The organism is Paraburkholderia agricolaris, from assembly GCF_009455635.1.
Lineage (GTDB): Bacteria > Pseudomonadota > Gammaproteobacteria > Burkholderiales > Burkholderiaceae > Paraburkholderia > Paraburkholderia agricolaris.
The window spans coordinates 68114-82377 of the sequence record NZ_QPER01000002.1 but is presented as its reverse complement, the minus strand read 5'-3'; the positions used below and the strand labels follow the sequence as shown (position 1 = coordinate 82377).

Annotated in this window: 12 protein-coding genes; 7 read left to right on the top strand and 5 right to left on the bottom strand. The window is 61.1% G+C overall.

Features of this window, described 5'->3' with window-relative positions:
* Positions 1-207 precede the first annotated feature (207 nt).
* The 4 genes from GH665_RS21690 to GH665_RS21675 form a co-directional block, all read right to left on the bottom strand.
* A complete protein-coding gene (locus GH665_RS21690; protein WP_153138755.1) occupies positions 208-498 on the bottom strand; it encodes a GntR family transcriptional regulator in 291 nt (96 codons plus the stop codon).
* Positions 499-680: 182 nt separating this feature from the next.
* Entirely contained in the window at positions 681-2336 is a 1656-nt protein-coding gene (locus GH665_RS21685; RefSeq protein ID WP_153138753.1) for a glycoside hydrolase family 43 protein, read from the bottom strand.
* A 946-nt stretch (positions 2337-3282) separates the two neighbouring features.
* A complete protein-coding gene (locus GH665_RS21680) occupies positions 3283-4386 on the bottom strand; it encodes an SAM-dependent methyltransferase (RefSeq protein WP_153138751.1) in 1104 nt (367 codons plus the stop codon).
* 64 nt (positions 4387-4450) lie between these two features.
* Positions 4451-5227, bottom strand: coding sequence for a DUF1295 domain-containing protein (locus GH665_RS21675; protein WP_153138749.1), 777 nt, complete (start codon positions 5225-5227; stop codon positions 4451-4453).
* Positions 5228-5390: 163 nt separating this feature from the next.
* On the opposite strand from GH665_RS21675, the gene GH665_RS21670 reads away from it, so the two are divergent.
* The 3 genes from GH665_RS21670 (at position 5391) to GH665_RS21660 (ending at position 8107) form a co-directional block, all read left to right on the top strand.
* Entirely contained in the window at positions 5391-6455 is a 1065-nt protein-coding gene (locus GH665_RS21670; RefSeq protein ID WP_153138747.1) for a DMT family transporter, read from the top strand.
* Between the two features lie 187 nt (positions 6456-6642).
* On the top strand, positions 6643-6846 hold the full coding sequence (locus GH665_RS21665) for a DUF3562 domain-containing protein (protein WP_153138745.1): 204 nt from the start codon (positions 6643-6645) through the stop codon (positions 6844-6846).
* 157 nt (positions 6847-7003) lie between these two features.
* On the top strand, positions 7004-8107 hold the full coding sequence (locus tag GH665_RS21660) for an NAD(P)/FAD-dependent oxidoreductase (RefSeq protein ID WP_153138743.1): 1104 nt from the start codon (positions 7004-7006) through the stop codon (positions 8105-8107).
* A gap of 34 nt (positions 8108-8141) precedes the next feature.
* Here GH665_RS21660 and pdxR read toward each other — a convergent pair whose 3' ends face one another.
* Complete coding sequence (gene pdxR, locus GH665_RS21655; RefSeq protein WP_153138741.1) at positions 8142-9614, bottom strand: MocR-like pyridoxine biosynthesis transcription factor PdxR; 1473 nt, start codon at positions 9612-9614, stop codon at positions 8142-8144.
* Between the two features lie 112 nt (positions 9615-9726).
* Here pdxR and GH665_RS21650 point away from each other — a divergent pair, with 112 nt between their 5' ends.
* The 4 genes from GH665_RS21650 (at position 9727) to GH665_RS21635 (ending at position 14250) form a co-directional block, all read left to right on the top strand.
* On the top strand, positions 9727-9993 hold the full coding sequence (locus GH665_RS21650) for a hypothetical protein (protein ID WP_153138739.1): 267 nt from the start codon (positions 9727-9729) through the stop codon (positions 9991-9993).
* A gap of 50 nt (positions 9994-10043) precedes the next feature.
* Positions 10044-10505 carry a GNAT family N-acetyltransferase gene (locus GH665_RS21645; protein WP_153138737.1) on the top strand — a complete coding sequence of 154 codons (462 nt, stop codon included), beginning with the start codon at positions 10044-10046 and terminating at the stop codon, positions 10503-10505.
* Positions 10506-10791: 286 nt separating this feature from the next.
* Entirely contained in the window at positions 10792-12501 is a 1710-nt protein-coding gene (locus tag GH665_RS21640) for a molecular chaperone HscC (RefSeq protein WP_153138736.1), read from the top strand.
* A 6-nt stretch (positions 12502-12507) separates the two neighbouring features.
* A complete protein-coding gene (locus tag GH665_RS21635; protein WP_153138734.1) occupies positions 12508-14250 on the top strand; it encodes a J domain-containing protein in 1743 nt (580 codons plus the stop codon).
* Positions 14251-14264 lie beyond the last annotated feature (14 nt).

Sequence of the window (14264 nt, the reverse complement as noted above, 5' to 3'; positions counted from 1 at the left end):
AACGAACGTGTCCGGACAAGATCTCCAGACCACGTCGTTCGCAAGACTTTGGGATCTACCGCCGCTCACGCAGCGAGTCCTTCGTTTGAAACCGTGCCCGCAACCGCGCTGAACTGCGCCGGGCCATTCCAGAGCAGAGACGCAGTTGCTGCCTGTCGCACGTCACTCAACCCAGGCGGCGCCCTGTCGATCGGATGCCCAGGTTATCTATCTCTCGCAAAAGGAAAGCACGACGGTGCCTGAACGGGTGTTGCCACGCGTGCGACCGCGCCAAGCCAGTTCACGCAAACCACGATTGACCGTATTGACATGCAAGCCAAGAAAGTCGGCCATCAGTCGTTGAGACGGCAACTTTTCTCCCGGCCGCACGAGCCCGGCATTAATCGCATCCTCGATCGCGCTCGCCAATGCCAGATAAGATGGCCCCGAATACCCCGAAATTGAAGGCATCCAGGCTCGTACGGTCTTGCCCGATACATCGTGACTGAAATGATTCATGAGGCCTGCTCCGAACTCAGTCAAGCGAACTTCGCGATATTCCGCGCTTGTGCTCCGTCAGATACGCAACCTTCTCCGCGCCCCAGACCATCCGTGGGTCGAGCGGCGATCTTGCCTGCGTCCCGTGCCGGCAAGATCGTCCGCCACCGTTCCCCAAGGGGCAACGGAGAATCAGGTCACACCTAGTTATCGAGGAACAGCTCCTCGATATCCGGCCCGTAACTCGTGCTCTGGCCTGAAACGGTTGCACTGGAGATCGACACGCTATTTGCGCCGGCCATGAGGCTCAGAGGCACAGGGACCGTGCCACCGTAGGTTCCGGTCGGTGGGAACGTCACCACTACGCTCACGTTTCCGTTGGTCGTCACCGTGGCGTATCGAGGATTGGAATCGTTGTTGATGTAACTGATGTACGCAATCTCGGTGACGGGGCTTTGCGCGTTAATTCCACTAAAGGTCATGGTGCCATTGCCCGGTCCGCCGATGTAACCCACTGCGGTGCCGGACATGAAGCATTGTGAGCAGTTGTAGGATGCGGCACCTCCCGACAAACTGGTGCCGGGCGAGGTTGCGTCATAGTCCTGGGTAGACACGTTGGATTGGAGCAATCCGGTTGTCAGATCGACGCCGAACGCGTTGTCCCACTGCGGCAGTCTTACTGTTCCGCCGTTCACCGCGAGCGGGAGCCAGACGTAGGAAGAGTTCTGAAGATAATTTCCGTTCCACCGGTCGCCCATGTACATGTAGGTGGTTCCGCCACTTCCTGTGACTGGCAGGACGTAGGTCGACTGGGAAGAGAAAGTGTTCGTGCCGGACGGGGCCAATGTTGTCGGACCGCTCCACGGACCTGCCGGCGAGCTTGCCGCCATGTAGAAGTTGTCGTTCAGATTCCAGCCGGTCAGGCCAGAGCCGATCACGAAGTAGTAGCCGTTGGCCTTGAACATCGTGGGCGCTTCAAGCGCGACCCACTGATTCGGGCCGCCTATCGTGTAGACGAGGCTGTCGACGCTGAGATAGTCGCTCGTCAGTTTATAAATATGCGTCCCGACGCCACGATCTTCGCTCAACAGATACGCAGTTCCGTCGTCGTCCTTGAACAGCCCCATGTCGCGGCTTGAGCTGCTGTTGGGCGGCATGAAGCTGCCCTGGTAGGTGTACGGGCCGCACGGTGTCGTGCTGGTCGCGACCCCAACCCTTGCAAAGGAGTACGATGTATTGTCCACGTGCATATACATCACGTACTGCTTTGTGGTGTCGTTGAAAATGACCTTGGGTCTTTCGACAACCTGACTGGCGGCAATGTCACCAGTCGGCTGGGGTGAAAGCGCGTTGCCTTCGAAGTGCCAGCTTTGCAAGTTCTTCGACGAATAGCATTTTACGTTCTGGAAGGTGCCGGAAGTTGTCTCTCCGGTTTTGTCTTCGCCAACCCAGTAGTAGGTACCTCCCACCTGGAACATCCCGCCGCCGTGTGCCTGGATCTGGTTCCCGGCGTCATCCTGCCAAAGTGCAGAAGGATGAATGACGGATTGCACATCGGCAACCGGCGTGGTGGAAGTCCCTCCAGACGAACCGGAAGAAGAGCCATTGCTGGAGCCAGGATTCGAGCCTGTCGTGGATCCCGGCGAGGATCCCGTGCTGGCGCCGGTATTCGGGTTCGACGATGAGCCTGAAGGCGATGAACCCGCAGGCGAGCTGCCCGAACTCGACGCGGTCGAGGAACCGGATTTCTGCCCGGAATCGGTGCCGCTACCTGGATTGCTGCTGCCTCCGCCGCATCCTGCCAAAAGCAGCGCGGAAATCAAGGCGCAGCCAACGGGGGATAAGAAATTTTGCTTCACGATTGTCTCCTTCTGTTATTTGTGCGCGAGGTCGTCTTTGGGATTCCCGCCTTCGCTTATAGTTTTCCAATGAAATTGCCGTGGCTTTACACCGCCATAGCCAAAAAGGCGATGCCGCACGAATCCCATTTATTTAAAACGGTGTGCCGTCCAATGAGATTTTTCTTCAATAATTGGAAATATTTGTTGAATCGTTAATTAAAAAATCGCGCTCACACTATATCCATTCGTAGACCTAAAAAAATAAGGTCTATACATGATGAGGTTTACCATAGCGATGATGGAAATAGTCTGACTTTTCTCTCATATATGAGACCGCCCGCCGTGCGCGGCGCCACCTTCTGGCTTAGTTTGACGGCGATTCTATGACAACGCCCCGAAAATAAACAACGCTTTCGTTTCTAAACCAAAATTTGGGAATTAACGCCTTATTTCGTCCCACACCAACTATTTTCAAATAATGAACAAGCAGGAATCCTATGTATGCGGCGTTTATTTCATACGAGAATTTAAAGCAGCAAAATCCCTGACTCGCAGAGTCGGAAATACGATTCGCGATTGACGAGCAAGCGCGGAAGATCGCGGAGTTCTATGGGGGTCTACGGAAAGCGTCTCTCAGTCTTTTTCGATGTTCGGCCCTTCGTCTCGTCTTGCATGGAATACACGGCAGTCGCAATGTTCCGCATGAATCAAACGCTTCAACTTGTTTCGATCGCCTTCATAGCGCCTCAGGGCATGACGCCCATCCACCTCGCCTGCCGCCGCAATCGGACCAGACGGGCCGCCCCACTAGGGGCTCCGGACCTCAATGCGGCGTCGTGACGCATAATATGGCGATTTCTGACAGTTAAACATTGACCTTGTAGATTGTCAACACGGAGCAGAACTGGTCACGAATTTGGGACACGGCCGACCGTGCAAACAGCTAGACGAACGCCGACACTGTTCACCGCTTCACCAACCGGTAGTGCCCCACGCCCCACTCGTTCCCCTTCGCGTAGCCGAATAACTCAGCCACGGCCATGTAGAACATCCGCCACCGCTGCAGCCACACGGCCGCGTCGCGCGCACCATACGTCTCGACGAGCATCGGCATCACACGATCACGCGCCGCGTCGAGCGCGGCGAGCCATTGATTCGCCGTGCGCTCGTAATGTGCGCCACTCACCCACCATTGCCGCTCCATCCGCAGATCGTCCTGAAAGTTCAGCAGGAGCGCTTCGGACGGCATCGTGCCACCGGTGAAAAAGTACTTCGACATCCAGTCGCTGCCGTCCTGCACCTGAAAGTGATATGCCAGCGTGCGATGCGCGAAGAGATGCACGAACAGCTTCGCGTCGTCGCGCATCCAGCGCGAAATTTTGGCAAGCAGCAGCCCGTAGTTCTTCATATGCTCGAACATTTCGATCGAAACCACGCGATCGAAGCCATCGCCACGCTGCGCTTCGTCGAATTCGAAATCGACGACATTGCCCGTGACCACCGAAAGATTGCGCAAGCCGCGCTCTGCCGCACGCGCTTCGATGAACGCGCGCTGCCCGTGCGAATTCGAGAGCGCGACAATCTGCGCGTGCGGGTAACGCGCCGCCAGCCACAACGACAACGAACCCCATCCGCAACCGAGATCGAGAATCCGCTGACCGTCGGCCAGCTCAGCGCGTTCGGCATAGCACTCCAGCATCGCCACTTCGGCTTGCGCGAGCGTCTCGTCGCCGGTCGGGTACAAACAGCACGAATACTTCAGATGCGCTCCGAGATGCGCATGAAAGAACGACGCCGGCACCTCATAGTGCTGCGTGTTGGCGGCCTGCGTTTCGATAGCAATCGGACTCGCGCGCAAGTGATCCAGCAGACGATTGAGCCGTTGCGCGCGCAGCTCGCCGTTGTCGATCGCTTCGTCGCGCAAACGCTGGCGCATCAGTTGACGCATGCCACAACGGATCAGGCCATCGGGCAGCCAGCCGCGTTCGCAGCATTGGATCAGCCAGCTATCGCGCGACTCAGCGGGAGACGGCGGCGGCATGGTATGGCCGGTGGTGGAAAGGCTCATGAGGCTGACTCCCTATCGTTGTTCCGGACTCGTCCGAAGGTTCACCAATACCCTGGCCGGTTCATCAACGCCGCGGCGGCCACGGAATCAGCGCGCTGGTGGTGCGCATGTACTCGGCGTAACCGGCGCGCCTTTTGGCCATGCTTTCTTCGAGCAGCGGGATGCCGGAGAGCTTCAGCAGAAGGAACGCCATCAGCACCGGTGGCAGCAGCGTGAACCATCCCCAGGGCGTGCCGACCGACAGCGCGAGGTAAGCAAGCCAATGCACGCATTCAAAGAAGTAGTTTGGATGCCGCGAATAGCGCCACAAACCCACGCGGCAGACGGTGTCGTGATTGGCCGGGTCCTGTGCAAAACGTTTGAGTTGCCGGTCCGCGATGCTTTCGCCAACTACCGACACGATCCACAACGCGATAGCCAGCACGATCCAGCCGATCGCCGGTGGGCTGCTGCGGTAAGACGGCACCATAAAGGCGATCGACAGCAGCATCGAGACCGCGACTTGCGCCTGAAAGAGCCAGAACATCTTGCCGGCGGCCTTGTTGCCCCACGTTTCGCGAATGCTGCGATAGCGCGCGTCTTCCGGCTTGCCGTAATTTCGTTTCCACAGATGCGTGCCGAGCCGCATACCCCAAATCAGACCACCCAGCGCAGTCAGCGCCCGCGACACCGGGTCGCCGTTGCCGAGCACGGCGTATAGCACGGCGACCAGACCGAGCGAACCGGCCCAGACCGGGTCGATCATGCCGGCGTTCCCGGTCTTCAACTGCCACGCCCAAACGGCACTGAAGATCGCAACGAGCCCAATCAGGGCGACCACGGCGGCGGCGAGCGGCGGCATGCGGATCCTCGTTCAAAGGTGACACGGGTTATACGTCGTAAGGGCAGGATCGGATGCACCCGGCCGGCATTCCCAATCCGAATGCAGATCAGCCAAGTAAGGCGTTCGCAACCCGGTCGGGGTATCGTGTCGGCAACGCCTGCCTTCACCGAATTTCCCGCCCATGCCCAGCCGCTTCAATGCAGCATTCACCGCGCTGCTCGCCGCCGCCTTGTTCGGCGCCACCACGCCGCTCGCCAAGGCGCTGCTCGGCTCCCTGTCGCCATTTCTGCTGGCCGGGCTGTTCTACCTCGGCAGCGGCATCGGCCTTGCCACGATTATTCTGGCGCGCCGCCTGAAAGGTCATGCGAACGGGCAGCCGGTCGATCAGCACCGTTTCCCTTCGCGCGAAATGCCGTGGCTCGCCGGCGCAATCGTGGCCGGCGGCATCGCGGGGCCGGCGCTGTTGATGCTGGGCCTGAAGACGACCCCGGCCGCCACCGGCTCGCTGCTGCTGAATCTCGAAGGCGTCCTGACCGCGTTGATCGCGTGGATCGTGTTCCGCGAGAACGTCGACATCCAGGTATTTCTTGGCATGGTCGCAATCGTCGCGGGCGGCGTGGCCTTGTCGTGGCAGCCCGGCGCCACCGGCCTGCCCGCAGGCACGCTGCTGCTGATCGGTGCCTGCGCCTGCTGGGCGGTCGACAACAACCTCACACGCAAGGTGTCGACCAACGACGCCATGTTCATTGCCTGCGTAAAAGGACTCGTGGCCGGTTCGGTCAACGTGGCACTCGCGCTCACTTTTGGTGCAACCTGGCCTAAGGTCCCAACCGTTGCGCTAGCCATGCTGACGGGGTTCGCGGGCTACGGCGTAAGTCTCGTGCTATTCGTCGTCGCACTGCGCAATCTCGGCACCGCGCGTACCGGCGCCTATTTTTCGGTGGCGCCGCTATTCGGCGTGACCCTGTCGTGGTTCCTGTGGCCAGAAATGCCGCCGCCGCTATTCTGGGTGGCCGCTGCACTGATGACTCTGGGCGTCTGGCTGCACATCCGTGAACGTCACGAGCATCCACACACGCACGCGCCGCTGGACCACACGCATCGTCATCGGCACGATGCGCATCACCAGCACGAGCACGATTTCCCGTGGGACGGCGAAGAGCCGCACACCCATGCGCACGCCCATGCGCCGATCACTCACGTGCACGCGCATTTCCCGGATATTCATCATCGACATACACATTGATTTCCCGCACCGCCACGCGGTACGGGCGCCTGCTGCAGTGCAAGACAAAAAATTTATCTGGAACGGTTCATACGATAGGTCGATTCAATTGGTATCGCGGCCAAACGCATCCTCTAATAAAACTCCTGTTGTGCGCGCCTGTTTATTTCACCCCCACCTGCCCACCCCGCTTGCCCCGGAGATATCCATGTCCCAACCCGAGCCTAATGTCGACGAAGTGGTGAAAAGCATCGCAGAGGAAACCGATACCCCCGCGGAAACGGTCTCGAAGATGTATGCAGACACACTCGCCGACTACCGGCACGAAGCGCGCGTGTTCGATTACGTGCCGTTGTTCGCCGCGAAGAAAGTACGCGACAAGCTGCGTCATACGTCGAAACACAAACACTGATACGGCGGCGCGCGGAGACCACCGCCTGCTTGACGACACTTGATAGCACTCCGGATCGACCTCGCCCGCTCGCGCGGCGATTCACCAGAACGCGTATCGATTTATTTTTCCCACTGCTAGACTCTGACCCGGATACATCGACTCGGGGGAAGATGGCATGCGGGTGACAATCATAGGCGCCGGGATTGCCGGCTTGAGCACAGCATGGTCGCTCTCGAAGCTGGGACACGACATCACGCTGATCGAGCAGGGCTCGATTCCGAATCCGCTCGCAGCCTCGGGCGACCGTCACCGCATGATTCGCCGCGCCTATGGTGACGCCGACGGCTACGCACGCACCATCAGCGAGGCGTTTGACAGTTGGGATCTGCTGTGGAATGACCTGGGCGTCTCCCACTATGCGAACTGCGGCGTGCTAGGCATTTCGCAACATGCCAGCGATGGCGCCGCGCAATTCCGCACCGGCCTCGACCGGATGAAATTCGAGTATGAACTGCTCGACCCGCACGAAGCAGCCGGGCGCTACCCCTTTCTCGACCCCGCCACGTTTCGCTACGCTTACCTCGATCACGACGGCGGCGCGCTGTTCAGCGAACGCATCGCACGCGATATGAAAGCGTGGCTCAAGATGCGCGGCGCGGAGATTCGCACCCATGCCAAGGTGCTCGCAGTCGACGCGCATGCGGCCTCCGTGCGAATCGAGGACGACACCATCATCCGCGCCGACCGGCTCGTGGTCACCGCCGGCGCATGGACGCTGCAGTTATTCCCGGCACTCGCCGAAAATCTGATGACCTATCGCAATGCGGTCGCCTATATGGAGCCGCCCGCGGATCTGGCGGACGCGTGGTCGAATGCGCCCGCTATCGTGGATATCGGTGGTGACAGCGGCGGCTACGTGCTGCCGCCGAGCGACGACATTGGTCTGAAGTTTGGCGCCGGCGTGCACAAATCGCGTGCACCCGATCCTGACGCCAATCGCGATGCGGCACCCGGAGAGGGCGACAGCCTGCGCCGCCTGTTTTCACCGCCGCTCAGCCGCATCGACGAATATACGGTCACCGAAGTAAAAACCTGCATCTACACGTTTACTGCGGATAGCCGCTTCTTTTCGAAGCGCCTCGGCAACACACTGGTGGTATCGGCATGCTCGGGGCACGGCTATAAATTCGGTGCGGCCGTCGGGCGCCGGGTCGCACAAGCGCTCGATACGGATGACGATGCCATGCTCGCGCGTTGGCTCAGGGCGGAAGCGCCCTGATCGTTCGCCAGGACCTTCGCTCGCGTATTGGCAGCTAGCCTAGCCCCCGCACCACGGCGGCGAGTCGCGCCACCAGCGCGTCTGCTTCGTGCGGCTTGATACCCGCATAACCGAGCATGAAGCCGTTATAGCGCGAGGCATCTTCAGCGGATGGCTGGCAAAACCCACTGAGCGCGGCGATATGCAAACCGTGCTCACGTGTTGCGGCGCTCACGTCCTGATCGCGCAGCGGCGCATCGAGCCGCATTGTCAGATGCATGCCGCCGCCATCGGACGAGACCGTCACCAGGTCATGCATATGCCGCTCGATTGCCTGCACCAGCGCGGCGCGGCGCTGCTGATAGAGACGCCGCATACGCCGCAAATGCCGCGCATATTTCCCACTATCGATGAAATCCGCCAACGCGACCTGCTCGGCCACGCGCCCTTGCCGGGCGATCTCACTGAGCGCCTCGTCAATTTCGCCGACAAGATGCGCCGGCACGACCATGAAGCCCATGCGCAACGCCGGGAACATCGTCTTGCTGAAGGTGCCGAGGTAAATCACCGGTGTGTCGGCCGCGAGACCCTGAATCGACGGCAACGGCGGGCCGCTATGGCGCAGTTCGCTGTCGTAGTCGTCTTCGATGATCCATGCACCGCGCGCCGTCGCGTTCTCGATGATCGACCAGCGCCGCTCGAGACTCAACACGCTGCCGAGCGGATACTGATGCGAAGGTGTGATGTACATCAGGCGCGGCGGCGTCTGTTCCCAATGATCGGGCGTCGGCGCGATGCCGGCGGCGTCGACAGGAATCGGCACCAGTTGCAAACCGGCGGCCTGAAACGCCGCCTTCGCGCCATGATAGCCAGGGTCCTCGACCCAGACGCTGTCGCCGGGGTCGGCCAGTATGCACGCGCATAGATCGAGACTCGCCTGCGTGCCCGACGTGATGAACACCTGCTCCGCCGAACACCGCACGCCGCGCGACACGCGCACGTACTCCGCAATCGAGCGGCGCAATGCGGGATGTCCGGCGTTGTTGCCGTACCCGAGTTCGCCGGGTTCGACCAGACGCCATGCGCGCTCCATTGAAGCACGCCATTGCGCAAGCGGGAATTCATCGAGTGCGGGCACACCAGGACGAAACGGTGTGGGATCGTCCGGACTCGTGCGTTCGCGCGGCAGAGCCGCGACGCGGCGCGATAAACGGTTTTCCGGCGTCTGCGCACTGCCGCTTGCCGCGGCGATCGAGCTCACTGAACCACTCACCATGCTAACGATAGAACCGTGCCGGCTCGCGGTGATGAAGCCCTCGTCGGTCAACCGTTCGTAGGCGTAGAGCACCGAGTTGCGCGCAATGCCCAATTGTTCGGCGAGCGCTCGCGTAGCAAGAAGACGGCTGCCATGACGAATATCGCCATCGAGAATCGCGCGACGCAGACTCTCGTAGAGCAGGTCCTGCTGCGTGAGCTTGCGCCCACCCATTGCGCGCTCGACGTTCGACATCAACAGACCGTAGTCCAAGTTCGTGGCTCCAAATTCTGGCTTTCTTGTGGTGCTAACAATGGTGCCACAAATTTCTTATGCTGACGGTTCCAGAGACGCGCCACTGAATACAGCGAGAGAGGTCGATGCCATGAACACGCCCGCACATCACGCCGTCACCGCGCGCCGGGGCTATGGCGCCGCGGTAAAGTGGTGCGTGGCGCTGGCGTGCGCGGCATACGGCTATGGGCTGCTCGAGCCTGCGGCAACGGCACGCGCCAGGCTCGATGCCTGCGTGAACGAGAATCTGGCGCAGCGCAATAGCGAAGTGGGCGCCGCTACAGCAACAACCGCCGGCGAAATAGAGCGCGAACAGGCATTCAGCGCTGCCGTCTATGCCTGTTCGAATCAGCCCTAGCGAGGCCGATCGACTCGCCGGCCACCCTCACCCAACAAGGAACCACACTCATGTCCGAAGCCATTCAAATCCGCCCCGTCACGCCCGCCGACTTCGACGCCTGGATGCCGCTGTGGGACGCCTATAACGCCTTCTACGGCCGCTCGGGCGAAACAGCATTGCCGCGCGAGATCACCCAGGTCACATGGGGGCGTTTCTTCGATGCCTACGAGCCGATGCACGCGATGATCGCCGAACGCAACGGCCAGTTGCTCGGCCTCGTGCACTTCCTGTATCACCGTCACACCACCATGGTGGCACCGACCTGTTATCTGCAGGATCTCTACACGCTGGACACGGAGCGCGGCAAAGGGGTTGGCCGTGCCCTGATCGAGGCGGTGTATGCGCGAGCCAGGGCAGACGGTCTGCAGCGGGTCTATTGGCAAACACATGAAACGAATCACACGGCGATGAAGCTGTACGACAAGGTCGCGGACCATTCCGGTTTCGTGGTCTATCGCAAGTCCTTGTAGCAGACCACAGCAGGCCCGCCTGACGGGCCTTGCGTCTCCCGCTTCATCACCCCATTCCGGGCCGCCTGTTTTGCGCGGCCACGCGCCGCATCCTCGGGTCCCGCAGCTCACCAGGCCACCATGCGTACCGCATTGCCTGTACCGGTTCTCACCGCATTCGTTCCCCGCCCGGCTCAAGTTTGCAGGCAGCTTGCCGTTATCGCCATTGGACGGAGCACCATCTGGCTCCCACGCGACCTTGGGCGATCTCCTCACGGAGGGGCGCAAAACGAATCGGAAACTGTACATGCCTTCGATCATCGGCATCGATCTTGGAACCACGCATAGCCTTGCGGCCGTCTGGCGCAATAACGAAGCCACCCTCATTCCGAACGCACTCGGCGACGTGCTCACGCCGTCGTGCATCTCGGTCGACGACGACGGTTCGATCCTCGTCGGCCGCCCCGCCCACGACCGCCTGCATACGCATCCCGAACGTACTGCCGCCAACTTCAAACGCTATATGGGCACGAATCGCAACGTATCGCTCAGCGTACGGACATTGCGTCCTGAGGAGCTGTCGTCGCTGGTGCTCAAATCGCTGAAGGCCGACGCCGAGGCATTTCTCGGCGAACCGGTACAGGACGCCGTGATCGCGGTGCCGGCCTATTTCAGCGACGCGCAACGCAAAGCCACGCGCATCGCCGGCGAACTGGCCGGGCTCGACGTGCTGCGCCTCGTCAACGAACCGACTGCCGCCTCGCTCGCATACGGCGTGCATCGGCGCGACAGCGAACGCAAGTTCCTGATCTTCGATCTGGGGGGCGGCACGTTCGACGTCTCGGTGCTCGATTTCTTTGAAGGCGTGATGGAAGTACGCGCCAGCACGGGTGATAACTTTCTGGGCGGCGAAGACTTCACCGAGGCGCTCGTCGCACTGTTCTGCCAGCGCAATAATCTGCGCGCCGAGGCACTCACGCCGATTGCCGCGCAACGCCTGCATCAGCAGGCCGAGCGTGCGAAACGTCTGCTCACGCAAAACGGTGCCGATAGCGTCACGCTCAAGCTCACGGTTGGCGACGCTGAGCACGGCCTCGAACTCGACGCAGCCGCCGCGGAGCGCACCTGCGAGCATTTGCTGCAACGGCTGCGCAAGCCGGTCGAGCGAGCGTTGCGCGATTCGAAGATCGCTGTCGATGCGCTCGACGAAATCATCCTGGTCGGCGGCGCCTCACGTATGCCGATGGTGCGCAAGCTGGTCTCGAAGATGTTCGGCCGTTTGCCCGCCGCCCATCTGAACCCGGACGAAGTGGTAGCGCTCGGCGCCGCCGTGCAGGCGGGGCTAGTCACGCGCGACGCAGGACTCGACGAAATGGTGCTGACCGATGTCGCGCCGTATAGTCTCGGCATCGATACCGCGATGCAGGTCTGTGCCAACCAGTACGTGCCGGGCCATTTTCTGCCGATCATCGAGCGCAATACGATCGTGCCGGTCAGCCGCATGCAGCGGATTTTTACGGTGAGCGACCGTCAGCAGATCCTAAGCATCAAAGTGTTCCAGGGCGAAGCGCGTTTGACCGCCGACAACGTGCCACTCGGTGAATTCACACTCGACGTGCCGGCCAAACCGGCTGGCCAGGCCGGGGCGGATGTGCGCTTCACCTACGACATTAACGGCGTGCTGGAAGTGGAGGCCACGGCCTTCCCCGATGGCGTGAAGCGCGAGATGGTGATCGAAGAAAATCCCGGCGTGCTGACGCCGGAAGAAATCCGCGAGCGGCTCGCCGCCTTGGCCGCGCTCAAGATCCATCCGCGCGATCAGTTGGAGAATCGCACGCTGCTCACGCGCGCCGATCGCGTGTATGAGGAGACGCTCGGTGAGCATCGGCAATATCTGGCCGCGCATATCGCGCGGTTCCAGTCGCTGCTCGAGCGGCAGAACGCCGAGGAAATCGCCCGTGTGCGCGGCGAATTGGGCGCACTGCTGGATCGGTTCGACGTGCACGTGACTTATTGATCGGCCATGGATACCACTTCTGCCTATCACTGGCCGTGGGACGTACTCGGCATCGCAGCGAACGCCGACGAGCGCACCGTGCGCCGCGCTTATGCGCGTCTGCTGAAACAGCAACGTCCGGATGAAGATGCCGAGGCGTTTCAGCGTCTGCGGTATGCGTATGAGTCTGCTTTGCAGATGGTGAATGCCGGCGCGGCGGGCGGGGTGACCGCTGATGTTTCGGCCCATGCGCGAATGCCGCAATCCGTGCCGATTCCGGATGCGACGCCTGAGACGGTGCAGGTCTCGCTGCCGATGCCAGAGCCGACGTCGCCATCATCTGGCTTCGCCCAGGCATCGCCTGCGGTCCGCCGTCGCGAGCCCGACGCTTTCGAAAGCGCGGTCCAACTCTGGCAAGACTTCGTCACACAACGGGATAAGCTCGAGTCGCGCCGTTCTTTGCAGGATCTGTTCTCCCATGTCGTCAACATTCAGACGCGCGACGAACTCGAATGGCAGGCGCTGGTTCATTGCCTGAACGAGGATGCGTCGGCCACGCTACGCATGAACCTGAGTGCGGTTCTGGGATGGCGCGACAACGCCGCCCATCTGCGCCGGCGCAACGCTGCCATTGCAACGCTCGCGCTAGACCGTGTGTTCGCCGACGAGGACTACGGCGCGTTGCGGCTAGGTTTTACGAATGCGATGGCACTCCTCGAAGGGCCGCAGCTCCCGTTGGCTACCGGCGCGCGTGCATTGCTGCGCGCGGGGATGCGCACCGAGATGGAACAGTTGCTGACTGCGCTCGGCCGCTACCATCCGAATGTTGTGCGCTTGCGGCTCGACAGTGAGAAGGTCGAATTCTGGACCCGCTGCCTGACGTTCCGCGTCGGCGCGGGACGCCTGTTCGGCCCGACGCTCGCGTTGAGCGCGTGGTGCGGTTTGCTGTTCGCCAGCGCTTCGATGAACCTGAGCGGCGATCGATGGTTAGATCAATGGACACCAGTCCAGCTGGCGGTGCTTCTTGCCACACTGATGGTGACGCTGGTCACCAGCGCCGCGATAACCGTGCTGCTGTCAGAACCGCAGCAACAGCGGCTGCGGGCGCTACGCTCGATTGGCTGGCTACGTTACGGCTGGATTCCGCTGTGGCTTGGCGCAACGGCCGGCGCGTTGTGCGATGCAGGCAACGAGCGGCTGAGCTCGGTTGCAATGGGCACACTCGGCGTATGCACGATATGGGCCGCGCTGATCTATGGATGGCCGCGCATCAGGCAGCTCGCGATACTGGCTGCCGTCGGTGCGATAGGGTTTGGCTTCGTCGGACATTGGCTCTCCACCGATCTTCGAGCATGGCCGATGCCGTTCGCATACGGCGTGCTGTTCGCTTTCTACTTCTCTTTTGCGCAACAGGAGTGGCGTGGCTGGTTCGCACGCCGACCACGCGCTGCGTGGTTTGGCGTGGCGATGTGGTTTGCGGGTTTCGTCGCGCTGATCGTTTTGCTGCTGCAACGTGAAGAGCGTTCGACGCAATTCGCGTGGGCGCTCTTTACGGTGATGGCGGCGATGGGTGGCGTATTGGCGACGACGCGCTGGAATGATCTGCGCCGGGCTGTGCCGGCATTTTTCCGCGGTTATGTGCACATGGTCTGGCTGGCGATCGCTGTGTCCAGGCCGGATATCATTGCTTGCGTGAGCGCGGGGTTGATGAGCGTCTGGATTATTGATGGGATTAAGCAGAGAAGAGGCTCGCGGGGGACGTTGGGGTGATGGGGTGGTGGCTG

Coding starts and splice junctions, on each gene's coding strand:
- GH665_RS21665 (WP_153138745.1), top strand. CDS start 6,643: ATGTCCCAACCCGAGCCTAATGTCGACGAAGTGGTGAAAAGCATCGCA.
- GH665_RS21670 (WP_153138747.1), top strand. CDS start 5,391: ATGCCCAGCCGCTTCAATGCAGCATTCACCGCGCTGCTCGCCGCCGCC.
- GH665_RS21645 (WP_153138737.1), top strand. CDS start 10,044: ATGTCCGAAGCCATTCAAATCCGCCCCGTCACGCCCGCCGACTTCGAC.
- GH665_RS21675 (WP_153138749.1), bottom strand. CDS start 5,227: ATGCCGCCGCTCGCCGCCGCCGTGGTCGCCCTGATTGGGCTCGTTGCG.
- GH665_RS21680 (WP_153138751.1), bottom strand. CDS start 4,386: ATGAGCCTTTCCACCACCGGCCATACCATGCCGCCGCCGTCTCCCGCT.
- GH665_RS21690 (WP_153138755.1), bottom strand. CDS start 498: ATGAATCATTTCAGTCACGATGTATCGGGCAAGACCGTACGAGCCTGG.
- GH665_RS21635 (WP_153138734.1), top strand. CDS start 12,508: ATGGATACCACTTCTGCCTATCACTGGCCGTGGGACGTACTCGGCATC.
- GH665_RS21640 (WP_153138736.1), top strand. CDS start 10,792: ATGCCTTCGATCATCGGCATCGATCTTGGAACCACGCATAGCCTTGCG.
- GH665_RS21650 (WP_153138739.1), top strand. CDS start 9,727: ATGAACACGCCCGCACATCACGCCGTCACCGCGCGCCGGGGCTATGGC.
- GH665_RS21660 (WP_153138743.1), top strand. CDS start 7,004: ATGCGGGTGACAATCATAGGCGCCGGGATTGCCGGCTTGAGCACAGCA.